Annotated in this window: 18 protein-coding genes, 2 tRNA genes and 1 pseudogene; 7 read left to right on the top strand and 14 right to left on the bottom strand. The window is 72.3% G+C overall.

Annotated features, from left to right (window positions below):
* The 4 genes from ACFVX4_RS06915 to ACFVX4_RS06900 all read right to left on the bottom strand — a co-directional run bounded on the left by ACFVX4_RS06915 (position 1) and on the right by ACFVX4_RS06900 (position 4307).
* Positions 1–1659 carry a sensor histidine kinase gene (locus ACFVX4_RS06915; protein ID WP_389972655.1) on the bottom strand — a complete coding sequence of 553 codons (1659 nt, stop codon included), beginning with the start codon at positions 1657–1659 and terminating at the stop codon, positions 1–3.
* Positions 1652–2395 carry a response regulator transcription factor gene (locus ACFVX4_RS06910; RefSeq protein WP_389972653.1) on the bottom strand — a complete coding sequence of 248 codons (744 nt, stop codon included), beginning with the start codon at positions 2393–2395 and terminating at the stop codon, positions 1652–1654. Before ACFVX4_RS06910 ends, ACFVX4_RS06915 begins: the two co-directional genes overlap by 8 nt.
* A gap of 83 nt (positions 2396–2478) precedes the next feature.
* The gene (locus ACFVX4_RS06905; RefSeq protein WP_389972651.1) at positions 2479–3357 is read right to left on the bottom strand and encodes an amidohydrolase family protein; all 879 of its coding nucleotides are present in this window, start codon (positions 3355–3357) and stop codon (positions 2479–2481) included.
* Between the two features lie 71 nt (positions 3358–3428).
* Positions 3429–4307, bottom strand: a complete 879-nt coding sequence (locus ACFVX4_RS06900) for a DUF2797 domain-containing protein (RefSeq protein ID WP_389972649.1) — start codon at positions 4305–4307, stop codon at positions 3429–3431.
* Between the two features lie 148 nt (positions 4308–4455).
* On the opposite strand from ACFVX4_RS06900, the gene ACFVX4_RS06895 reads away from it, so the two are divergent.
* Positions 4456–5007, top strand: a complete 552-nt coding sequence (locus tag ACFVX4_RS06895) for a hypothetical protein (protein ID WP_389972647.1) — start codon at positions 4456–4458, stop codon at positions 5005–5007.
* Positions 5008–5032: 25 nt separating this feature from the next.
* Here the strand turns inward: ACFVX4_RS06895 and ACFVX4_RS06890 are convergent, their stop codons facing one another.
* Positions 5033–5452 (bottom strand): MarR family winged helix-turn-helix transcriptional regulator, encoded by a 420-nt coding sequence (locus ACFVX4_RS06890; RefSeq protein WP_389972645.1) that lies wholly within the window; start codon positions 5450–5452, stop codon positions 5033–5035.
* A 56-nt stretch (positions 5453–5508) separates the two neighbouring features.
* On the opposite strand from ACFVX4_RS06890, the gene ACFVX4_RS06885 reads away from it, so the two are divergent.
* The 3 genes and pseudogenes from ACFVX4_RS06885 to ACFVX4_RS06875 all read left to right on the top strand — a co-directional run bounded on the left by ACFVX4_RS06885 (position 5509) and on the right by ACFVX4_RS06875 (position 7110).
* On the top strand, positions 5509–6033 hold the full coding sequence (locus ACFVX4_RS06885; RefSeq protein WP_389972643.1) for a DUF6790 family protein: 525 nt from the start codon (positions 5509–5511) through the stop codon (positions 6031–6033).
* A 189-nt stretch (positions 6034–6222) separates the two neighbouring features.
* Positions 6223–6702 (top strand): annotated as a pseudogene (locus tag ACFVX4_RS06880) (aminoglycoside phosphotransferase); the annotation flags it as partial.
* 207 nt (positions 6703–6909) lie between these two features.
* On the top strand, positions 6910–7110 hold the full coding sequence (locus ACFVX4_RS06875) for a hypothetical protein (RefSeq protein WP_389972641.1): 201 nt from the start codon (positions 6910–6912) through the stop codon (positions 7108–7110).
* 102 nt (positions 7111–7212) lie between these two features.
* On the opposite strand, the gene ACFVX4_RS06870 is transcribed toward ACFVX4_RS06875, so the two are convergent.
* Positions 7213–7285, bottom strand: a tRNA-Arg gene (locus ACFVX4_RS06870).
* Between the two features lie 618 nt (positions 7286–7903).
* On the opposite strand from ACFVX4_RS06870, the gene ACFVX4_RS06865 reads away from it, so the two are divergent.
* A complete protein-coding gene (locus ACFVX4_RS06865; protein ID WP_389972639.1) occupies positions 7904–9298 on the top strand; it encodes a hypothetical protein in 1395 nt (464 codons plus the stop codon).
* 85 nt (positions 9299–9383) lie between these two features.
* Here ACFVX4_RS06865 and ACFVX4_RS06860 read toward each other — a convergent pair.
* Positions 9384–9474, bottom strand: a tRNA-Ser gene (locus ACFVX4_RS06860).
* Between the two features lie 228 nt (positions 9475–9702).
* Between ACFVX4_RS06860 and ACFVX4_RS06855 the strand changes: the two genes are divergently transcribed.
* Together ACFVX4_RS06855 and ACFVX4_RS06850 are read left to right on the top strand one after the other, a co-directional pair.
* Positions 9703–10164, top strand: a complete 462-nt coding sequence (locus tag ACFVX4_RS06855; protein WP_389972637.1) for an SSI family serine proteinase inhibitor — start codon at positions 9703–9705, stop codon at positions 10162–10164.
* A 180-nt stretch (positions 10165–10344) separates the two neighbouring features.
* Complete coding sequence (locus tag ACFVX4_RS06850) at positions 10345–14295, top strand: PAS domain-containing protein (protein ID WP_389972635.1); 3951 nt, start codon at positions 10345–10347, stop codon at positions 14293–14295.
* 70 nt (positions 14296–14365) lie between these two features.
* On the opposite strand, the gene ACFVX4_RS06845 is transcribed toward ACFVX4_RS06850, so the two are convergent.
* The 7 genes from ACFVX4_RS06845 to ACFVX4_RS06815 all read right to left on the bottom strand — a co-directional run bounded on the left by ACFVX4_RS06845 (position 14366) and on the right by ACFVX4_RS06815 (position 21933).
* Positions 14366–16015, bottom strand: coding sequence for a long-chain fatty acid--CoA ligase (locus ACFVX4_RS06845; protein WP_389972633.1), 1650 nt, complete (start codon positions 16013–16015; stop codon positions 14366–14368).
* A gap of 144 nt (positions 16016–16159) precedes the next feature.
* On the bottom strand, positions 16160–16849 hold the full coding sequence (locus tag ACFVX4_RS06840) for a SigE family RNA polymerase sigma factor (protein ID WP_389972631.1): 690 nt from the start codon (positions 16847–16849) through the stop codon (positions 16160–16162).
* Between the two features lie 181 nt (positions 16850–17030).
* Entirely contained in the window at positions 17031–18197 is a 1167-nt protein-coding gene (locus ACFVX4_RS06835) for a lipid-transfer protein (protein ID WP_385331054.1), read from the bottom strand.
* A complete protein-coding gene (locus ACFVX4_RS06830) occupies positions 18194–18589 on the bottom strand; it encodes a MaoC family dehydratase (RefSeq protein ID WP_389972629.1) in 396 nt (131 codons plus the stop codon). The genes ACFVX4_RS06835 and ACFVX4_RS06830 overlap by 4 nt, the downstream gene beginning before the upstream one ends.
* The gene (locus ACFVX4_RS06825) at positions 18586–19620 is read right to left on the bottom strand and encodes an acyl-CoA dehydrogenase family protein (protein WP_389972627.1); all 1035 of its coding nucleotides are present in this window, start codon (positions 19618–19620) and stop codon (positions 18586–18588) included. The genes ACFVX4_RS06830 and ACFVX4_RS06825 overlap by 4 nt, the downstream gene beginning before the upstream one ends.
* A gap of 1 nt (position 19621) precedes the next feature.
* Positions 19622–20572 (bottom strand): bifunctional MaoC family dehydratase N-terminal/OB-fold nucleic acid binding domain-containing protein, encoded by a 951-nt coding sequence (locus ACFVX4_RS06820; protein WP_389972940.1) that lies wholly within the window; start codon positions 20570–20572, stop codon positions 19622–19624.
* A gap of 95 nt (positions 20573–20667) precedes the next feature.
* The gene (locus ACFVX4_RS06815; RefSeq protein WP_389972625.1) at positions 20668–21933 is read right to left on the bottom strand and encodes an acyl-CoA dehydrogenase family protein; all 1266 of its coding nucleotides are present in this window, start codon (positions 21931–21933) and stop codon (positions 20668–20670) included.
* Positions 21934–22104: the final 171 nt, after the last annotated feature.

Raw genomic sequence — 22104 nt, 5'->3', positions numbered from 1 at the left:
TCACGCCGATGTGCTGAGCCTGTCCCCATGCTGTGAGTGCGGCCCGACCGAAGGCCCCGCCGCAGACCCGACCGAAGGCTCGACCGCAGGCCCGACCGAAGGCTCGACCACAGACCCAACCGCAGGCTCGACCGAAGGCCCGACCACAGCCTCCGCGGGCAGATGGACGGCGAACACCGTGCGTCCCGGCACCGAGTCCACCTCGACCCGGCCGCCGTGCGCGGCGACGACGGCCTGCACGATGGCGAGCCCGAGCCCGGTGGAACCCGCGCTGCGGGAGCGCGAGGCGTCACCGCGCGCGAACCGCTCGAAGACATGAGGCAGCAGTTCGGGCGGAATGCCGGGCCCGTCGTCCCCGACCTCCAGCGTCACCCATGGCCGGCCGACCGCGGACCGCACCCGCACGGTGACGGTCGTACCGGGCGGGGTGTGGGTACGGGCGTTCGCCAGCAGGTTGACCAGCACCTGATGGAGCCGGGTCGGATCGCCGTGCACGGTCGCGGGCTCGTCCGGCAGTTCCAGGCGCCAGTGGTGGCCGCGCTCCCCGGCGGCGCGGGCATCGCTCACCGCATCGACGACGACCGGGGAGAGATCGGTGCTCTCAAGGCTGAGCGGGCGTCCGGCGTCCAGCCGGGCGAGCAGCAGCAGATCCTCCACCATGCCCGTCATCCGCTCCGCCTCGGACTCGATCCGCCCCAGGGCGTGCCGGGTGTCGGGGCCGGTCTCCTCGTGGCCGCGCCGGGTCAGTTCGGCGTACCCGCGGATCGAGGCCAGCGGGGTGCGCAGCTCGTGGCTGGCGTCCGCGACGAACTGGCGCACCCGCGTCTCGCTCTCCTGCCGCGCCGACAGCGCCGAACCGACGTGGCCCAGCATCCGGTTGAGCGCCGCGCCCACCTGGCCGACCTCGGTCCGCGGATCGGCCTGGGCCTGCGGGACCCGCTCCAGGAGGGCCACCTCACCGCTGTGCAGCGGGAGTTCGGAGACCAGGGTCGCGGTCGCGGCGACCCGGCGCAACGGCCGCAGCGCGACCCCGACCATGGCGGCGCCCGCGAGCCCGGCCGCGCTCAGCCCGGCGCCGGTGACACAGACTTCGACGAGGATCAGGGTGGTGAGGGCACCGCTCACCTCGGCTGCGGGGAGGCCGACGACGATCGTCGTCCCGTGCGGGTCCGTGACCGCCTCCACCCGGCTGCCCCCGAGCCCCGGCAGGTCGACGCTCCTCGCCCCGCTCCCGGCGGTGACACCCGCCGCCGCCAGGGCACTGCGCTGGGCGCCGGTCATCGGCTGCCCGCTGTCCTCGACCCCGGGCCCCGGCGTGGAGGTGCTCTCCACGACCACGCGCGAGGCGGTGACCGCGCCGTCCGCCACCACGGCCCCGAAGGCGCCGACGGGCAGCCCGCGCGCGTCGACGAAGGCCAGCGGGTCGAGGCCCTGCGGCAGACCGCCACCGGGCATCGGTCCCCCGCCGGGCGGCTTCGCGGCCCGTACGGCGATGGCGGCCAGCTGGTCGTCGAGCTTGCCGTACATGTAGCTGTGGAACGCGATGGTGGTGACCGATCCGATGACCGCGGCAACGACGGCGATCAGCGTGACCGCCGAGACCACCAGCCGGGTCCGCAGCGTCCACGGTCCTCGCCACCGGTACGGGCGCCTACTCACCGGGCTTGATGAGATATCCCGCCCCGCGCCGGGTGTGGATCATCGATGACCGCCCCGCGTCGATCTTCTTGCGCAGATACGAGATGTACAGCTCGACGACGTTCGCCTGCCCGCCGAAGTCGTAGTTCCACACCCGGTCGAGGATCTGCGCCTTGCTCAGCACCCGCCGCGGATTGCGCATCAGGAAACGCAGCAGCTCGAACTCGGTCGCGGTGAGATGGATGGACACCCCGGCCCGGCTCACCTCGTGGCTGTCCTCGTCCAGAACCAGATCGCCGACGACGAGGGTCGACTCGCTGCGCACGGCCGCCGCCGTGCCGGACCGCCGGATCAGCCCGCGCAGCCGCGCCACGACCTCCTCCAGGCTGAACGGCTTGGTCACGTAGTCGTCGCCGCCCGCCGTGAGGCCGGCGATCCGGTCCTCCACCGCGTCGCGCGCGGTCAGGAACAGGACGGGGACCTCGGAGAGCTCCCGCCGCAGTCTGCCGAGCACGGCGAACCCGTCCGTGTCGGGCAGCATCACGTCGAGGATCACCACGTCGGGCCGGAAGTCGCGCGCCATCCGGACGGCCCCGGTACCGTCCCCGGCGCTGCGCACCTCCCAGCCCTCGTAACGCAGGGCCATGGACAGCAGCTCGGCGAGCGGAGCCTCGTCGTCCACCACCAGCACACGGACGGGGGTACGGTCCGCCCTCAGCAGTTCGGTACGCCCCTGGGGCGAGGTCGTCGTCGTCATGCCCCAACCCTGTGAGGCTCCTCTGAAAGGGTCCTTACCCGATTCTGTGAATTCCCTGAGAAAGCAGCGCCGCCGAGGGGCCGTCAGCCAACCTCGAACAACGCGCTCGCGTTCCCGTGACAGACCGCCCGCAGCCAGTCGTCGCCCAGCTCCAGCCGTTCCAGCGCGTGCAGTTGATGCGCGTACGGATATGGAATGTTCGGGAAGTCCGTGCCCAGCAGAATCCGGTCCCCGAGCGCGGCGAGCCGCCCCCGCTCGGCCGGCGGGAACGGGGTGAAGTCCTCCGTGAAGTCCGTGAACGCCATCGTCGTGTCGAGCCGCACCCGCGGATACGCCTCCGCGAGCGCCAGGAACTCCGCGTACTCCGGCATCCCCATGTGCGCCACGATCAACGGCAGCCGCGGATGCCGGGCGAGCAGCCGGCCGACCGGCTCGGGGCCCGTGTACTTGCCGGGCGCCGGCCCCGAGCCGCAATGCATCACCACCGGGATCCCGGCCTCCGCGAGCAGCCCCCAGACCGGCTCCAGCAGCGGGTCATTGGCGTCGTACGCGCCGACCTGTACGTGCGACTTGAAGACCCGCGCCCCCGCCTCGACGGCCTCGCGCACATACCGCTCCACGCCCTCCTCCGGGAAGAAGGTCGCGGTGTGCAGGCAGTCGGGCACCCGGCGCGCGAAGCCGGCCGCCCAGCCGTTCAGCCAGGCGGCCATCCCGGCCTTGTGCGGGTAGAGCATCGAGGTGAACCGGAGCACGCCGAACGAACGCAGCAGGGCGAGCCGTTCGTCCTCGTCGTGGCGGTACTCGATCGGCCACTCCATCCCGGTCAGCGGCCCCGCGGAGTCGAAGTACGCCCAGACCTTCCGGAGCACCCGCTCCGGCATGAAGTGCGTATGGACATCGATGATCCCGGGCAGCCCCAGCCGTTCCCAGAACCGCACGACGTCGTCGGCGTCACCACTCATCCCGCGCCCCTCTCACCGTTCTCACCATCCGGCCGGTCCGGCTCCCACCGGTCCGGACGGATCCGACGATCTCAGAACAGCCCGCCCTGCACGCCACCGCCCCCGAAGTCGGCCACCGGCACCCCGACCCCGGCCCGCGCGTCCGCCGCCACCAGCTCCCACCCGGTCATCAGCCGGGTGTCCAGCACCACGACCCCGTCGGCCGTCGCCAGATGCAGATCGGGCCCGGCCGCCGCCACCAGCCGCCCCGCGACCGCACCCCCGGCCACCAACTCGGTCACCGCCGAGGCCACCTCGACCACCCCGTCGATCCCGAACAGCCCCGCGTGATCGACCGCCTCGAACGGCAGCCGCTCCAGCGACTCCGGCCACCCGGCCCCCTCCAGCGCCGCGGCCCGCCCGTAGAGCTCCGCCACCTCGGCACCACGCTCCGCCGCCCCCGGCAGCGCCCCGCGAACGGCCCGCTTCCTCGCATACGGAATCCGGTCCGGCACCCCGAGCGCCGACCGCAGCAGTTCCTCGGTCCGCCGGCACGCCATCAACGGCCCCCGCCCCAGCCAGCTGAACACCACGGCCCCCTGCTCGCGCAGCCGCGCCGCTTCCCGCTGTTCGGCGGTGATCCCGACCTTCACCATTCCCGGCCCGAACCAGGCCAGATACACGCGGTACGTCCTCGGGTCATCGGCGATCGTGTCGGCGGCCACCGAATGCGCCCGGTCCAGCCGCGCACACTCCGGACACCGCGCCCCCGTGCTCCGCCCCGACACCACGGCCCCCACCGGACACGCGTTCCCGCGCGCCCCGACACAGCCCCGCTCCCCCTGGGCCCGGAACCCGAACTCCGCCCCGTACATCTGCGCACTCGCCCGCACGGCCCCGCCGCGCCGCCAGCCGAGCACGGGCGGCCCCTGCGCGTCGGGCCACCGCAGCCCGGTGCACTGCCATCCCATGGCCACCACCATGAACGAACCTCCGGAGCGACGTCAGCGGACGGCCTCGGCGGCCCCGCGCGGAGACAGGAAATCCGGAGGTCTCCGGAGAGCCGTGCCAAGTATCCTGTTCAACTGCTTTCCAGACATGATCGGTTGGAGAATCCACGTGTCCGACTCCGACGACACCCGCACCACCGGCGACCCGGCCGGGAGGACCGATCGCAGCCACCGGACAGTGATCATCGCGGCTGTCATCACCGGCGCGGCCACCATCCTCGCCGCCGTGATCGCGACCACGGTCGCGGGCGGCACCTCCCCGAAGGCACCCGCCGCCGCAGCGCCCCCGGCCCCGCAGCACACCTCGGACACCTCGGACACCCCGCGCCCCGTGCAGAGCCTTCCGTCCACACCACCGCCCCCGGCACCGTCCCCCACGGCCGCCCGCATCATGGCCGCCCCCGACTCGGCCGCCATAGGAGCCACCGTCACGATCACGGGCTCCGGTTTCGCGGCCGGAGAGCAGGTGCGCATCACGTTCAACGGCACGTACGGCGCCACCCTCGACCTCCGCGACATCACGGCCGACCCGGACGGCGGCTTCGCCGCAGAGGTCACGGTCCCGAAGGACAGTGTCGATTCGCACCAGCAGCAGTCGTTCGAGGTGCGCGGCCTGGACAGCGACAAGCTCGCCGACACCCCGTTCCACATCACGGGCTGAGGGAACGGCGGGCGCGGCGGCGCCCTCAGTCGGATGCGAGGAACTCGGCGAGCCGAAGCGTGTCCTGGAGATAGCGCTCATAGGGAAAACCGGCCGCGACGAGCCCGGCGCGGAGTTCGTCGTAGAGCGGCTTACCGGCGGCGTGGAAGGCCTTCCGGCCCGCCTCGGTGAGGCGGACCAGCCGCCGCCGCGCGTGTTCGGGGTCGACGGTGATCTGCACCAGGCCACCCGCTTCGAGCGGTCGTAGCGCCCGGCTGATCGCCGGATCCGACACCGACAGCGCCTGTGCCAGCCGATGCTGCGTCGTCGGCTCGATGTCCTCCAGCGTGCCCAGAAGCCGTATCTGGCTGTAGGTCAGCCCGTCGGGGTCGTCCGTGCGCTGCCTGGTCGCCTCACTCAGCAGCATGACCACGCGGTGCAGCAGGTCTGCGAGTCCGTCATCCACACCACTCACTATACCCGACTCTTGACTTGTTAATATTAACTAGTCAAGATTGAGGCATGGACACCTTCTCGTACGTCGCCCAGTCCGCGCTCCCCCTGGTCTGGATCCTGATACCGACCATCGGAGCCTTCGTACGGACCCGCCACGCCCAGTCACCCCAGCAGGCACTGGAAACCTGGCAGCGCTGGTGGGCCATCGGCGCCTTCGGCTGCGGCAGCCTGTGGATGACGGTCGCGTTCCTCGCCTTCCCGGACGTCATGGCCACCGCGATCGGCTTCGACCGGACGCCCTTCATGTTCGAGATCGCCTTCGCCAACCTCGGGTTGGCCGTCATGGGCTTCCGGGCCGCCTCGGCATCCGCACGCGAGCGCATCACCATCGGTCTCGGCGGCGGGATGCTCCTCTGGGGAGCCGTGGTCGGCCACGTCTACCAGTGGTTCGCCAACGGTGACCACGCCCCCGGCAACACCGGCGGAGTCCTCGTCAACGACCTCCTGATCCCGGCGGTCATGATCATCCTGGCCGTGCGGTCCCGGCGACTGGCGGCCACAGCCCGACCGGCCGCGGACATCGCCGCCTGACACCCCATCCCTACCCTTCAGTCCTCATCACGTCCGCACGCCGGCACGGCCACCCCGTCCTGCCAGCCGTCGAGCTGCCCACCAGGCACCCGATCCGCCGGGAACATCCCTCTTCGCGGGACGTTCCCGAAAACCAGGATCAACTCCTACGAACCAGCCCCGCCAGGCTTGACGAAACAGATAGGGCCCCCCGAAGTCGCCGCCCTCCTGTGCCGCCTCGGGGCGACCCCCTGCCCCGGCATCGAACTACGCCACGCCGAACAGCGCCTGGAGCACTACGCTGCCCACCCCGACGACCTCCGCCTCTTCGCCGGGGCCCACCTCCTACACACTGACCTGAACAACGCCAACGTCCTCGTTGACGACCACGTCCCCCAGGGCGACCGGGCCCGCCTGGTCGACTGGGTCTGGGCGACTCGCGGAGCGGCCTGGCTCGACGCCGGCTACTGGGTCATCTGGCTCATCGCCGCTGGCCACACCCCCGCATCGGCCGAAGGCTGGGCCGCCGAGATCCCCGCCTGGCACACCGCCCCCGCCGAGGGCATCACCGCCTTCGCCGCCGCCAACGCCAACGTCTGGTCCGAGATCAGCACCGCCGACCCCGGCCCATGGACCCTCCGCCTCGCGACTGCCACCACCGCCTGGAACGCACACCGCAAGGCTGGTTGAACCGAACCCTCCGCCCAGGCCAGCCGCCCCGGCTACAGCTGGTTGAACGGCAATCTGCGTTGCCTGATGCGAACTTGGCTTGCGCCCCACTCCTGCTGGCCGTGCTCGCCGAGGGGCTGCCGTCGTGGTTCTTCGTTGGCCTGGGTGCCCGCTTCTCGGGCTTTTGCGGCGCGAACGGGCGGGGCCGCCGCAGGCGGTGGCGGAGACGTGGAGCCGGCTGCAGCCCGGGGCCGCCGCGCCGCGCGGCCCGCGCAGCGGGCCGCCGTGATCCGCATGACCATGGACATCTACACCTTCGCGCGGCTGGACTCCCAGCGGTTCCGCTTTCGACCGCGTCGGGATGCGCTGACGGGTGGCGGCAACGCGGCGGACGCTGACGACGGCACGGGGTTCCTCGTGGCCGTCTGATCGGTCCGACGGCCGCCCCCGGAAAAGATTGCCATCAACCTCCGCCGTCATGACATACGACAGAGGCCCTCAGGACTTCTCCTGAGGGCCTCTCGCCTGCTGTGCACTCGGCAGGATTCGAACCTGCAACCTTCTGATCCGTAGTCAGATGCTCTATCCGTTAAGCTACGAGTGCTTGTGCTTCCCGGTTTTTTCTCCCCGGTCGGCGTTGCGAGAACAACATTACATGACCTGCGCCGTAGCGCGAAATCCATTAGCCACACCCGCTTCGACCTGCGGAAACACCGTGTTCAGCGGCTGCGGGGGCGGGGCGCCGCAGCCGCTGCGGGGCGGTCGGCGGACGGGGTGGGTCCGTATGTGGCCGGAGCCCCGCGTCGGCGGGCCGGGCGCCGGGGCGCGTGTCAGCGGCCCCCATCTCCACGGACGTTCACGCGGTCGCCGCTGCGGCGCCGGAAGCGTCAACTTCGCTGGTGACCGATTCACCCCGAGCAGGGGTGGGCGCACGAGGCGCGGCGGAGGCTTCCGGCCATGACGGGGTGGGCGGGTGAGAACCAGGAGACGGGTGCGACGGGTGCGGCGCACCGACGGCGGCGCGGGTGGCGTTGTGGCGGGAGTGGCCCGGGGGCGGGTTTCACAAACCTGCCGCGCGGGTTTGGCCGAACCGCCCCGTTCATCGCTTTACGCGATCACCCGAATGCATTGCGCTACTGGGTGTACCGACTCCGCCACGGCGCGCAGTTGTGCGGCCGGACGGCGGTGCGTTCCAGCAGCGTCGACTTGAGGGGAAGAAACCATGTCCACACCTCCTGCTCCGCTCCGGGTCGCCCTGGCCAACGGCAGCTTCGAACAGCCCGTCGTCACCGGTGTGGAGATCCTGCCGGACTCCTCACAGACGCAGGCGCCCAAGCGGGTCCCGGGCTGGCTCACCACCGCCACCGACCACATGATCGAGCTGTGGCATACGGGCTTCAACGGAGTACCGGCGGCCGACGGCACCCAGTTCGCCGAACTCAACGCCAATCAGGTCTCCACGCTCTACCAGGACCTGCCCACCGCACCCGGTACGAAGCTGTACTGGCGGCTGTACCACCGCGGCCGCCAGGGGGACGACACCATGGCGCTGGACATCGGCGCGCCGGGCTCCGCGGTGCAGCAGAGACGCTTCACCGACGGCAACACCGCCTGGGGTTACTACACCGGCACCTACACCGTCCCGGCAGGCCAGACGCTGACGCGCTTCGCCTTCCGTTCCGTCTCCGCCGCCGGCGGCAACCAGAGCATCGGCAACTTCCTGGACGGCATCTTCTTCGGCACCGCCCCCTACCTGGTGCTCACCAAGACCGCCGCTCCCACGGGGCCGCTGGAGGTGGGCGATGTCATCACCTACCGCGTCAACGCCAGGAACGAGGGCGGCGGCGCGGCCGAGAACCTCGTCCTGACCGACGTGATCCCGCAAGGCACGACGTATCTGCCCGGTTCCCTGCGCATCGTCGACGGCCCGAACGCCGGGCCGAAGACCGACGCGCGGGGTGACGACCAGGCGTACTACGACGCCCAGGGCGACAAGGTCGTCTTCGCGCTCGGCAACACCACCACCGGGGAAGGCGGCAGCCTGCCCAACACCGAGACCCTGCCGGCGGGAACCACGGCCGAATACCGGGTCACCATCGACCGGGCCGCCGGCGGCAAGCAGATCAGGAACACCGCCACCGCCTCCTACGAGAACCGGCTCGGCGACACCCCGGAGCCGCTGACGGCCACCTCCGACGAGCAGGTCACCCAGGTCAACCCGGCCGCCGACCTGACCGTGGTCAAGGCAGCCGACGCGACCACCGTCACCGTCGGGCAGACCGTGACCTACCGCATCACCGTCCACAACGCCGGCCCGAACCGGGCCACCGGCGTCACCGTCACCGACCGGCTCCCGGACGGTCTCGCCTTCCTGTCCGCCGACGGCCCCGGAAGCTACGACCCGGCCACCGGACGGTGGGCCGTGGGCACCCTGGCCGACGGCACCGGGGCCACCCTCGTGCTGCGGGCCAAGGCCACCGAAGCCGGCCCGGTCGTCAACACCGCCACCGCCACCGCCAACGAAAAGGATCCCGACTCCACCAACAACACCGACGCCGTCACCATCTGCGTCGAGCCGGCCCCCTCCTGCTGCGACCCCTGCGCGACCCGGAAGTAGCCGGGGCCTGCCGTCGGTCGCCGGAACGGCTCTGAAAACGACTCAGGGAGTTCAGCCAAACAGGCTGAACTCCCTGGTCAGAGAGCGGAGGCGGAGGGATTTGAACCCTCGATGGGCTTTAAGACCCAAACCGCATTAGCAGTGCGGCGCCATAGACCGGACTAGGCGACGCCTCCAGCACACCCCGCGCGAGCGCGAGTGGTGCGTGCAGATGATGACACAGTTGAGCGGTGCCTCACCAATCGACGCCTACGGTACTAGGCAGTCGGGCGCGAGGGCAAAGCGCCTGCGGTTGCGCAACGCCGTGGCGTGCGGAGCGTTAGTGATGACGGAGGCGCCGTCCTCCCGTCCTTCCGTCCGTTCCACCGGCACTCCCGCCGAAGTGCACGAGCACAGGAGCCCGCATGTTGCGCCGCCTCGCCCTCACCGCCGTCGCGTCCCTAGCCGCGCTGTCCGCCGCCGCGCCGACCGCGACCGCGGTCACCGGCCCCCTTCCGCTTCCGCTGCCGCTGTCACTGCCCGTGCTGCGGGACGACGCCCGTACCCAGCTGACGATCACGGTCTCGGGCTCCGGGAACGCCGCGGCCGAGGGCGCCTTCGAGTTGCGGTGCGGTCCGGCGGGCGGCAGCCACCCGGTGGCGCGGCATGCCTGCGACCGGCTGGACGAGCTGACGGGCGAGGGCGCGGACCCGTTCGCCCCGGTGCCCGAGGACGCGCTGTGCACCCAGCAGTTCGGGGGACCGGCCACCGCCCGGGTCAGCGGGACCTGGCGGGGGCGGAGCGTCGACACGGTCTTCAGCCGGACCAATGGCTGCGAGATCGCCCGCTGGAACAGCCTGCGGCCGGTGCTCCCGAACGTCGGCTGACCGGGCCGGCCAGGACGGAGTCGTACACCGTATGCACAGAACCTTGGTGAGAGCTCCCCCTCATCCGCAGCCCCACGCCCCCTCACTGCCTTTAGACTCCTCCAGTGACAGCCCGCGGCCCGAGGGGCAAGATGGGGCCCGCTGTCGGCAAGGTGCGGTAACCAGGGAGGAAGCGTCGTCGTGAGCAGCAGGCCATCCCGAGGCGCTGCTCGCCTCGCAGCCATACTCGATGCACTCCCTGACGGGCTGCTGCTCGTCAACTGCAACGGCACGGTCGTCAACGCCAACACCATCGCGCTCGAAATGTTCGAGACGCCGGGCACCGCGCTCGTCGGTCGCGGGCTCCTCGATCTGCTGCCCGAGTTCGACTCCAAGCTGATCCCGGGCTCGATGCGCCGCCCCGAGACCGCCGCCGAGCGCGTCCGTACCAAGCCGACCCGGATGACCGCGCGGCGGACCGACGGCACCGAGTACCCCGTCGAGGTCACCAGCGCCAGCCTGGAGGACGGGCAGGCCGCGTACAACGACTTCCAGAGCACCTACAGCGGCAGCTACACGGGTGACGAGCTGCTGATGCTCGTCGTACGGGATCTGTCGGGCACCGTGGACACCGAGGCCGAACTGGCCCGTTCGCAGCGGCAGACCGAGATGATCCTGCGGGCCGCGGCCGAGGGCGTGGTCGGTACGGACACCGACGGCCGCGTCGTCCTGGTCAACCCCGCCGCCGCGCAGATCCTCGGCTTCCGCGCCAGCGACCTGGGCGGCCACGAGCTGCATCCGCTGATCCTGCACTCGCGGGCGGAGGGCGAGCCGTTCCTGTACGAGGAGTCGCCGCTCGCCGACACCCTCAGGTCCGGGCGCAAGCACCGGGTGCGCGGCCAGGTCCTGTGGTCCAAGAGCGGCGCGCAGGTGCCGGTCGATCTGACCACCGCACCGGTCCGGGACGGCGACCAGCTGGTCGGCGCCGTCATGACGTTCACCGACCGCAGGCCGTACGAGGAGCTCGGCGCGCAGCACCGGGCCGAGGTCGCCGAACTGACCGGGAGCCACACCGCCGAGGTCGCCGAGCTGACGGAACGGCACAGCACGGAGCTGGCCGACCGGACCGAGCGGTACGCGGCCGAGCTGGAGGCGCAGGCCGACCGGCTGGCGGCGCTGACCGCCCGGCACACCCAGCTCACCGCCGTGCTCGGCGAATCGCTGCGCGGCCCGCTGGAGGAGCTGCGCGGCGAACTCTCCACGCTCGCCGCCGACCCGGCAGGACAGCTGTGGCCCGAGGCGAACCAGATCCTGCACCACCTGGCCGCGGGCTACGCCCGGATGACCACCCTCGTCGACAACGTGCTCGGCTACCAGCGTCTGGACGCCGGCTCCGAGAAGCTGGCCAAGGCGAACGTGCTGCTGGACTCGGTCGTGACGGCCGGTATCGACGCGGCCGTCGAGCTGATCGGTCCCGGGCGCGCCCAGTTCGCCGTGCACACGCCGCCGATCGAGGCCGAGGTGGACGCGGCCCGGCTGGTGACCGCGCTCGCCCATCTGGTCGCGGATGTCGCCGGGGTCGACTCGACCGGCAAGGCCCGGGTGGTGCCCGGCGGCGGGTACGTCGACTCCACGGTCGTCGTCGCGGCGGCGCAGCGCGGCGAGGTCGTACGGATCGAGGTGCGCGGTCCGTTCGCCGGGGGAGACCCGGTGCACGAGCCGATCGTGCGCGGGATCGTGCGGGCGCACGGCGGCGTGCTCCAGACGCACGAGGTGCCGGGGATGAGCGGCAGCGCGTATGTGCTGGAAGTGCCGTTGGGCGCGGGTTCGGGCACGGTGACGGCGTCCGCGTCCGAGCCGGAGCCGGTGGCCGGGGCGCAGCCAGGTGCCGGGCCCGAGACGGCTGGGCAGCAGCCGGGCGGCGGGCGGCGACGGGCGCGTCGGGCGTCCACGGACGCGTTCCTGGAGAGCCCGGTGGGTGCTTCCGGGGCGGATGCCGGGTCCGGCGGTGACACGGCGGCGGCCGAGCCGACGGGGCGGCGACGGGCGCGTCGTGAGCCCGTGGCGCAGGACGCGCAGACGTTGCCGGGGGCGCAGGACACGCAGGGCGGGGGTTCGGGGCGCAGGCGGGGGCGGCCGAGTCCGGCCGAGACCGGGGCCCAGCACTCGCTTCCGGACCGGCCGGCCCAGTTGCCCGAGCAGGGGCAGAGGTCCGGGCAGCAGGGCGCCGGGCAGGCATTGGCGCTGCCCGCGGCCCCGGCGCCGTCCGAGGGAGCCGTGGTGACGGCGGCCGAGGGCGCGCAGGGTGGCGGCGGCCGGCCGCAGCTCGGCCAGACCGTGCCGCCGCAGGGCGTTCCGGCAGAGGGGCAGATGCCGGTGCCGGTGCCCGCGGGCGGACACCGCGCGCGTCAGGGAGCCGAGAACCAGCTGGCCCTGCCGGCTTCCACCGCGGCTCCGGCTTCCGCCGCGGCCGGCGACCCCGAGGGGTTCCCGCAGCCCGGTGACGGCTCCGGGCCCGGAGCGTCGCAGGCGCCTCAGCCGACCGGGCGGCGGGCCCGGCGGGCGCTGGCGGCCGCCCAGGAGCGGACCGACCGGGCCGAGCCCGCAGGGCCCCGTACCGCGTTCGCCCTCCCGCCGGCGGAGGCCGACCGCTCCCCGGCCACGGCCGCCGACGCGGACGCCTCGCTGCCGGGACGCCATGACTCCGTGCGCAGCGCGCCGGACGACGACCACACACCGCCGCAGGCGCATCCCGTACCGACCGGCCGTCGCCGGGCCCGGCACTCCGAGGCTCCCCAGCAGCCCGGTCGGCCCGAGGAGCCCGCCGTTCCCGGTGAGCAGTCCGAGGACCTGCCCGGCGACGGTGCGGACCGGCCCGCGGCCGGACGGACCACGCACGCCACCGGCGCCACGGCCGTCGCGGCCACCCCGGGTTCCCCGGAGAGCGAGGAGGACGCGGAGGGCGAGGCGGACCACCCGCGGATCGCACCCGTGCCGGACACGCGCAGGCAGCCGCTGCCCGCGGAGGCCCCGATGCCCGGCGGCTCGTCGGACTCGACGCAGGGGCGCGCGTTCAGCGTGCGGACGCTCGGGCAGGGCGTGCCCTTCGCCCAGCACATCGCGCACCAGCAGAACCAGACGCTCGGCGGTGCCGGGCGGCGCCGCAAGCTCGCCGCCCCACCGGAAGGCGAGCGCACTCCGCAGGCCGCCCCGTCGGCGCCGTCCGCGCCCGCTTCCTCCCCCGCCGGTGGGGCGCAGACCGGCCCCGCGCAGGGCCCGCTGCGTTCCGGGCCGGAGGCCGAGGGACGCTCGTACGCGATAGGGGCACCCGACGAGGGCGCCGAGGGGCCGGAACCGCTGGACGGTCCGGGTGGCGCGGTCGAGGTCGCCAACCGTCCGTCGCCGCAGCCGGTCGACGACGAGCTGCCCCCGGAGCCGCTGGACAACCCGCGCCGGCTGCTCGTCTGGCCCGCGCCCGACGTCTCCACCCAGCAGGCGCTGAGCGACCGGGGCTACCGGCCGGTGATCGTGCACTCGCGCGAGGAGGTCGACGCCCAGATCGCGGCGTTCCCCGCTGCGCTCTTCGTCGACCCGCTGACCGGCCCGATCACCCGCAAGGCCCTGCAGTCGCTGCGTCAGGCGGCGGTGGCGGCCGAGGTGCCGGTGCTGGTGACGGCCGGGCTGGGCCAGGCCTCGCGGGAGGCGGCGTACGGTGCCGACCCCGCCGTCCTCCTCAAGGCGCTCGCCCCGCGCGACAGCGAACAGCATCCGCCCCGGGTGCTGTTGATCGAGGAGCACGAGGAGATCGCGCTGGCGCTGACGGAGACCCTGGAGCGCCGCGGCATGCAGGTGGCGCAGGCCGCCACCGACAGCGAGGCGGTGTCGCTCGCCACCCGGATGCGGCCCAATCTGGTGGTGATGGACCTGATGCAGGTACGCCGCCGCCGGGCCGGCATCGTCGACTGGCTGCGCGCGAACGGCCAGTTGAACCGCACCCCGCTGGTCGTCTACACCTCCGCCGCCGACATGAACGGATCGGATCTGCCGAAGCTGAGCTCGGGCGAGACCGTTCTCTTCCTGGCCGAGCGGTCCACCAGCGAAGAGGTCCAGTCGCGCATCGTCGATCTGCTCGCGAAGATCGGTACGAACTGAGACGCGGGAAATGACCGGGGCGGTGCGGGATCACTCCCGTACCGCCCCCGTCGTGTCCACGGCCCCCGGCTCAGAGCCGGGTGATGTCCAGCTCGCCCTCCGCGTACTGCTTGCGGATCACCTTCTTGTCGAACTTGCCGACGCTGGTCTTCGGCACGGCCGGAATGATCGTCCAGCGCTCCGGCAGCTGCCACTTGGCGATGCCGGAGGTGGCGAGGAAGTCCTTCAGCGCCTCGTAGTCGGCGCTCGCGCCGTCCTTGAGGACCACGGTCGCCAGCGGGCGCTCGCCCCACTTCTCGTCCGGGACGGCGACGACCGCCGCCTCGGCCACATCGGGGTGCGCCATCAGCACGTTCTCCAGTTCGACGCTGGAGATCCACTCGCCGCCGGACTTGATGACGTCCTTGGCCCGGTCGGTGAGCGTGAGGAAGCCGTCCTCGCTGATCACGCCGACGTCGCCGGTCTTCAGCCAGCCGTCCTCGCTGAACTTGTCCTCGGGGCGCAGGGCCTCGCCGTCCGCGCCCCCGTAGTAGGCCCCGGCGATCCAGGGGCCGCGCACCTCCAGCTCACCGGCCGACTCGTTGTCCCACGGCAGGTGCTCGCCGCCGGGGCCGACCAGCCGCGCCTCGACACCGGCCGGGAAGCGGCCCTGGGTGACGCGGTAGGGCCATTCCTCCTCCTCGGTCAGTCCGGCGGGCGGGTTGGCCATGGTGCCGAGCGGCGAGGTCTCCGTCATGCCCCAGGCGTGGCAGAGGCGGACGCCGAGCTTGTCGTACGCCGTCATGAGGGAGGGCGGACAGGCGGCGCCGCCGATGGTGACGCGGGCCATGGAGCTGAGGTCGCGCGGGTTGGCGGTGACTTCGGCGAGCAGTCCCTGCCAGATGGTGGGGACGGCGGCGGCGTGGGTCGGCTTCTCGCGCTCGATCATCTCGGCGAGCGGGGCGGGCTGCAGGAACCGGTCCGGCATGAGCATGTTGACGCCGGACATGAACGTCGAGTGCGGCAGCCCCCAGGCGTTCACATGGAACTGGGGGACGACCACCAGCGTGGTGTCCTTGTCGGTCAGGCCCATCGACTCGGACATGTTGACCTGCATGGAGTGCAGGTAGATGGAGCGGTGGGAGTAGACGACGCCCTTGGGGTCGCCGGTGGTGCCGGAGGTGTAGCACATGGCGGCGGCCTGGCGTTCGTCCAGCTCGGGCCAGTCGAAGTGGGTCGGGCGGCCGGCGATCAGCTCCTCGTACTCGTGCACCCGGGGCGCCGCCCCGTCGAGGAGCGAGCGGTCGCCCGGCCCCGTGACGATCACGTGCTCGACCGACGTCAGGTGGGGGAGGAGCGGTGCGAGCAGCGGCAGCAGGGAGCCGTTGACGATGACGACCTTGTCGTCGGCGTGCCCGACGATCCAGACCAGCTGCTCGGCCGGGAGCCGGAGGTTGAGCGTGTGCAGCACCGCGCCCATCGAGGGAATCGCGAGATACGCCTCGACATGCTCGGCGTTGTTCCACAGGAGGGTGCTCACCCGCTGGTCGGCATCGACACCGAGCTCGTCGCGCAACGCGTTCGCGAGCTGCGTCGCCCGTCGGCCGATCTCGGCGAAGCTGCGCCGCTGCGGCTCGGGTTCGCCGGTCCAGGTCGTGACCTGCGACTTCCCGTGAATGGTCATCCCATGGTTCAGGATGCGGGTGACAGTCAGCGGTACGTCCTGCATGGTGCTCAGCACGGCGTCCTCCCGGTGGGCGCTACGCGGCAGTAAGGTTGCGCTGATTCTGCTCACATACCGTTCGGTATGTCACTAGCTCCGGGAGCACGAATCGGTCTCGTTCGGCAAAATCAGGCCCGGTCGGCGCGCCGCCGTCACCCGGGGTCACCGCACCGGAGCGAGCTCCGGGTCCTCCCTCAGCTTGCCGAGCGCCCGCGACACCGCGCTCTTCACGGTGCCGACGGAAACCCCGAGCACCTCGGCCGTCTGGGCCTCGCTCAGGTCCTCGTAGTAGCGCAGGACCACCATCGCCCGCTGCCGGTCCGGCAGCTTCAGCACGGCACGCCACATCGCGTCGTGCAACGACTGCTGCTCGGCCGGGTCGGGCCCCTGGACGGCCTCCTGCTCGGGCAGCTCGTCGCAGGCGAACTCGTCGACCTTGCGCTTGCGCCACTGCGAGGTCCGGGTGTTCAGCAGGGCCCGGCGGACATAGCCGTCGAGCGCCCGGTGGTCCTCGATCCGCTCCCAGGCGACGTACGTCTTGGTGAGCGCGGTCTGCAGCAGGTCCTCGGCATCGCTCGGGTTGGCGGTGAGCGAGCGCGCGGCGCGCAGCAGCACGGGCCCTCTCGCCCGGACGAAGGAGGAGAACGACGGATACGGGGCGTACGGGGTCCGCGAGGCGTACGGGGCGCGTGCGGTACGCGGTGTGTGGGACAGGTGCGTGCTCTGCGTTCCGTGCTGGCTGTGTGAGCCGTGCCCCGTGATGTGCAGGGTGTGCGACACGTGTCCTGGGTGCGGCGTGTGTCCGGTGGTGGCGGCTCCCCCGGAGCTGCCCGTGCAGACTGGCGTGGTCATGGTTCCACGCTAGAAGTGGGCGCAGCTCCGGGGATCGGCCCCAGGTCCCGAAACCGCGTCCGCCTCAGGGTGTAGGGGTGGGGGCTGCTCCACCTCCTGTAGGTGGAGTCGTCGTCCTGGGGGGTCCGGGGCACCCCTGAGCCCCCGCCCGGCCAAGGGCGCCGCCCCGGAGCGCGTCCGCTCAGCCGTCCGTGCCGAGGATCAGGCCCGAGGTGGGTACGCCGGTGCCCGCCGTGACCAGGGTCCTGGCCGCCCCCGGCACCTGGTTCACCGACGAGCCCCGGATCTGCCGGACCGCCTCCGCGATGCCGTTCATCCCGTGCAGATAGGCCTCCCCCAGCTGGCCCCCGTGCGTGTTCAGGGGCAGCGCGTCCGCCGCGACGAAGCCGGCCCCCTCGCCCGGCGCGCAGAAGCCGAATTCCTCCAGCTGCATCAGGACGAACGGGGTGAAGTGGTCGTAGAGGATCCCCACGTCGATGTCGGAGGGGGAGAGGCCCGAGCTGCGCCAGAGCTGCCGGGCGACCACTCCCATCTCCGGCAGGCCGGTCAGGTCGTCGCGGTAGAAGCTCGTCATCTGCTCCTGCGCCCGCCCGGCGCCCTGCGCGGCGGCCACGATCACCGCGGGCGGCTGCGGCAGGTCCCGGGCCCGCTCGGCACTCGTGACGACGATCGCCTGCCCGCCGTCGGTCTCCTGGCAGCAGTCGAGCAGCCGCAGGGGTTCGACGATCCACCGCGACGCCGCGTGGTCGGCCAGGGTGATCGGCTTCCCGTAGAAGTACGCGGCGGGGTTCCGGGCGGCATGGCGCCGGTCGGTGACCGCGACATGACCGAAGACGTCCGGCGTCAGCCCGTAGGTGTGCAGATAGCGCTGGGCGGCCATGGCGACCCAGGAGGCCGGGGTGAGCAGCCCGAAGGGCAGGTTCCAGCCGAGCGCCGTGCCTTCCGCGGTGGGCTCCCGCTGCTGCACGCCGGAGCCGAATCTGCGCCCGGAGCGCTCGTTGAACGCGCGGTAGCAGACCACGACGTCGGCCACCCCGCTCGCCACCGCCAGGGCCGCCTGCTGGACGGTGGCGCAGGCCGCCCCGCCTCCGTAGTGGACGCGGGAGAAGAACGACAGCTCACCGATGCCGGCCGCCTGGGCGACGGTGATCTCCGGGCTGGTGTCCATGGTGAAGGTGACCAGGCCGTCCACGTCGGCGGGGGTCAGCCCGGCGTCGTCGAGGGCGGCCCGCACCGCCTCGACGGCCAGCTTCAGCTCGCTGCGCCCGGAGTCCTTGGAGAACTCGGTCGCGCCGATCCCCACGACCGCCGCCCTGCCGCCGAGTGAATCGGCCCTGCGCACACTCATGCCGCCCCCTGCGGAACGCCTACGGTCACGGTGCCGGTGACATGCCGTCCGAGACCGTTGGACCCGACGACGGCCACCTCGGCCGTCCCGTCGGCCCCGACGGCGGTGACCGTGCCGCTCAGGACCATGGTGTCCCCGGGGTAGTTGGGCGCGCCCAGCCTGATGGCGACCCTGCGGAGAACGGCCGACGGGCCGAAGCGGTCGGTGACGTACCTGCCCACCAGGCCGTTGGTCGTCAGGATGTTCATGAAGATGTCCGGGGAACCCTTCTCCCGGGCGAGCTCCGCGTCATGGTGCACGTCCTGGTAGTCGCGGGAGGCTATCGCACCCGCCACGATCAGGGTGCGGGTCACCGCGATCTCCAGCGGCGCGAGCTCATCACCGGCCTTCACTCCGTGCCCTCCTTCACCAGCGACTCACCGAGTTCCTGAAGCACTTCGCTGCCGCATCCCAGGTAGGCGTCGAGCTGCCGCCCCCAGAGGAAGTGGCGGTGCACGGGGTGGTCGAGGTCCGCGCCCGTACCGCCGTGCAGATGCTGTCCGGCGTGCACCACCCGCTTTCCCGCCTCGGACGCCCACCAGGCCGCGGTCAGTGCCTGGGGCCCGTACGGCAGCCCCGCGTCATGGCGCCAGGCCGCCTCGTACGCGGTGACCCGGATCGCCTCGGTGTCCATATGGGCGTCGGCGGCGCGCAGCAGCACCCCCTGCTTGGTGGAGAGCGGGCGCCCGAACTGCTCCCGGGTGTTCGTGTGGGCGACGGCGCGGGCCAGCGAGCCGGCGCACACCCCGGCCTGCAGTCCGGCGAACGCCGTCCGGCCCGCGGCCAGCACCGCCGCGTACGCCCCGGCGCCGCCGAGCCGCTCCCCGGACGCCCCGTCCAGGACCAGCCGCGCCGCCGACCACGGCGCCGTGGTCTCCACCGGCTCGGTCAGCACACCGGCGTCCCCGGTCCGGACGATCCACAGCCGCCGCTCCCGGTCCGGGACGAGGACGAGGTCCGCGTCCCGCAGCCACGGCACGTACGGCACGCTGCCGCTCAGCCGCCCGCCGTCGTCCGCCCGTATCCCACCACGTGCCGGGAACGCCCCGGTGGCGACGGCCGTGCCGTCCCGCAGCGGCGGCAGCAGCCGCTCCCGCTGCTCGTCGCCGCCGTGCCCGGCGACGGCCAGCAGCCCGTACACACAGCTCGCCGCGAACGGCACCTGCGCCGTCGTGCGCCCCTGTTCCTCCAGCAGGAGCACCAGGCCGAGCAGCCCGGTCTCCTCGACCGCCGCGGTCAGTCCGGCCGCGCAGAGCTCCTTCCACAGCCCGGCGTCCGTCCCCGTGCCGGCCGCGGCCAGCCGTTCGGGCGTCGACAGATCGCCGAAGATCCGCGCCGCGAGCCCCTGTGCCGCGGCCTGCTCCTCGGTGGGTGCGAAATCCATGTCAGCTCTCGCCTCCCCGGAAGACCGGAAGCTCCAACTCGGGGTCCGTACGCAGGAATTCCAGCCGGACCGGCATTCCCGTCCGCACCTTGTCGTACGGCACGCCGATGACATTGGCGACCATCCGCACCCCTTCCGCCAGCTCGATCAGCGCCACCGCGTACGGCCCGCCCGCCCCGTCGGCGCCGAAGGCGGGGAAGGGCGGGTGGTGCATCACCACCTGACTGAAGACGGTGCCCTCACCGCTCGCCTCGACCGTGTCCCACTCCTGGCAGCCGCAGGCGTTGCAGCCGGGCAGCCAGGGAAATCGCAGCGTGCCGCAGTCGCCGCAGCGCTGGATGAGCAGCCTGTGCTCGGCGACGCCCTGCCAGAACCCGGCGTTGTCCCGGTTGATCACCGGCCTCGGGCGCAGGCTCCGCCCACCGCCGCGCGACGCCCGCTTCGGTGCCGCCGGGGTGTACTTGAGGATCCGGAAGCGGTGCGTCCCGGCAGGCTCCCCGTCCGCCCGGACGTCCATGCGCGTGGTGACGAAATAGCCCGTCCCCAGTTTGGTGGTCTTCCGCTCCGAGACCGATTCGACGACCGCGTCGAACGTGATCCGGTCCCCGGGTCGCAGCGGGCGCAGATACTCCTGCTCGCAGTCGGTCGCGACCACCGAGGTGTATCCCGCGCCGTCGAGCAGGCCGAAGAGTTCCTCGTACGCCGCGGAGCGGTCGGTGTGGCCCGACAGGCCGCCCATCGTCCATGCCTGCAGCATCGTCGGCGGAGCGACCGCCTCCGGCCCCGAGTACGCCGGGTTCGTGTCCCCCATCGCCTCGCACCAGTGCCTGATCATCGGTTCGTTGACCGGGTCCTTGCCGGTGCCCGCGGTCGCGGCCGCCCGCCCCTCGAACTCCTTGAGCCGCCCGTACAACTCGTCGGATTCCTCGGACACCTGCCGCCCCTCGGACATCTGCCGCCCCTCGGGAACCTGCCGTCCCTCAGACATCTGCCGCCCCTCGGGAACCTGCCGTCCCTCGGACATCTGCCGCCCCTCCCGCACGACCGTCACCGCCTGCCCCTCTTCATGCCGAGCCGCATCGTCGCGACGATCTCCCGCTGCACCTCGCTCACCCCGCCCCCGAAGGTGTTGATCTGCGCCGCGCGGTTCATCCGCTCCAGCTCCCCGTCCCCGAAGGAACCGGTCGAACCGCCCCGCACCGTGCCCGCCTCCCCGGTGATCTCCTGGCACATCCGGTACACCTCGACGGCGCTCTCGGTCCCCGCGAACTTCACGCCGCTCGCCTCGCCCGGGGCCGGCGAACCACCCCCGACGTCGCCCACCAGACGCCAGTTGAGCAGGCGCGTCGCCGCCAGCCGGGCATACGCCTCGGCCAGCCGGCCGCGCACCCACGGCTCGTCGGCCGGGCGCCTGCCCGTCACGGGGTCGGGGGTACGGGCGTGGGCGAGAGCCGCCTCGTAGAAGTCCTCGGCCTGCATCCCGATCGCCGCGAGAGCCACCCGCTCGTGGTTCAGCTGATTGGTGATCAGTCCCCAGCCGCCGTTCTCCGGACCCACCAGATTGGTGACGGGCACCCGGATCCCGTCGTAGTAGGTGGACGTCGTGGTGAGCCCGCCCACGGTCTCGATCGGTGTCCAGGCGAAGCCGGGGGCGTCGGTCGGGACGAGGATGATCGAGATGCCCTGGTGCTTGGGCGCGTCCGGATCCGTGCGGCAGGCGAGCCAGATCCAGTCCGCGTTCTGGGCATTGCTGGTGAAGATCTTCTGCCCGTCGATCACCCAGTGGTCGCCGCCCTCGCCGCCCTCGCCGCTCCCGGCGCTCCCGGCGCTCCCGGGGCCGTCCGAGCCGGAGGCGACGTCCGGACCGGAGGCGCCGACGCGGCCCCGCACCGCTCTGGTGCGCATCGAGGCGAGGTCCGTACCGGCCTCGGGCTCGCTGTAGCCGATGGCGAAGACGAGCTCGCCGCTGAGGATCCTGGGCAGGAAGTACGCCTTCTGCTCGTCGGTCCCGTACTTCATCAGCGTCGGGCCGACGGTGTTGAGGGTGACCATCGAGACGGGCGCCCCCGCCCGGTACGCCTCGTCGAAGAAGATGAACTGCTCGTCGGCGCCTCGCCCCTGGCCGCCGTACTCGACGGGCCAGCCGAGTCCGAGCATCCCGTCGGCGCCGATCCTGCGCAGCACCCGCCGCTGCCCGGCCGGGTCCCCGTCACCCGGGGCCGTCCCCGCGTCCCTCCCGGGCATCACCTCGCGGAAGTACGTGCGGAGTTCGGCGCGCAGCTGTCGCTGACGTTCCGTCTGGGCGAGGTGCACGGCGGCTGCCTCCCGGACACGGGCGTACGGATCAGGATTTCTGACTGTCCGTCAGATACATGGCCACTGTCAAGGCCACCGACGCCCTCGCCACGGCCCGCACGCCCTCTCTCCCGCAACGCGGAACGGCCCGCGCGGGGGTGCCGAAGCACCCTCGCGCGGACCGCTGTT

This window comes from Streptomyces sp. NPDC058240 (assembly GCF_042882135.1).
GTDB lineage: Bacteria > Actinomycetota > Actinomycetes > Streptomycetales > Streptomycetaceae > Streptomyces.
The sequence above is the reverse complement of the archived record's forward strand: the minus strand, read 5'-3'. Positions and strand labels throughout refer to the sequence as shown.

What these genes read in the sequence shown, in the direction of transcription:
- ACFVX4_RS06910 (WP_389972653.1), bottom strand. Translation starts at nt 2,395, where the DNA reads ATGACGACGACGACCTCGCCCCAGGGGCGTACCGAACTGCTGAGGGCG.
- ACFVX4_RS06905 (WP_389972651.1), bottom strand. Translation starts at nt 3,357, where the DNA reads ATGAGTGGTGACGCCGACGACGTCGTGCGGTTCTGGGAACGGCTGGGG.
- ACFVX4_RS06900 (WP_389972649.1), bottom strand. Translation starts at nt 4,307, where the DNA reads ATGGGATGGCAGTGCACCGGGCTGCGGTGGCCCGACGCGCAGGGGCCG.
- ACFVX4_RS06885 (WP_389972643.1), top strand. Translation starts at nt 5,509, where the DNA reads ATGGACACCTTCTCGTACGTCGCCCAGTCCGCGCTCCCCCTGGTCTGG.
- ACFVX4_RS06865 (WP_389972639.1), top strand. Translation starts at nt 7,904, where the DNA reads ATGTCCACACCTCCTGCTCCGCTCCGGGTCGCCCTGGCCAACGGCAGC.
- ACFVX4_RS06855 (WP_389972637.1), top strand. Translation starts at nt 9,703, where the DNA reads ATGTTGCGCCGCCTCGCCCTCACCGCCGTCGCGTCCCTAGCCGCGCTG.
- ACFVX4_RS06840 (WP_389972631.1), bottom strand. Translation starts at nt 16,849, where the DNA reads ATGACCACGCCAGTCTGCACGGGCAGCTCCGGGGGAGCCGCCACCACC.
- ACFVX4_RS06835 (WP_385331054.1), bottom strand. Translation starts at nt 18,197, where the DNA reads ATGAGTGTGCGCAGGGCCGATTCACTCGGCGGCAGGGCGGCGGTCGTG.
- ACFVX4_RS06825 (WP_389972627.1), bottom strand. Translation starts at nt 19,620, where the DNA reads ATGGATTTCGCACCCACCGAGGAGCAGGCCGCGGCACAGGGGCTCGCG.
- ACFVX4_RS06820 (WP_389972940.1), bottom strand. Translation starts at nt 20,572, where the DNA reads ATGTCCGAGGGGCGGCAGGTGTCCGAGGAATCCGACGAGTTGTACGGG.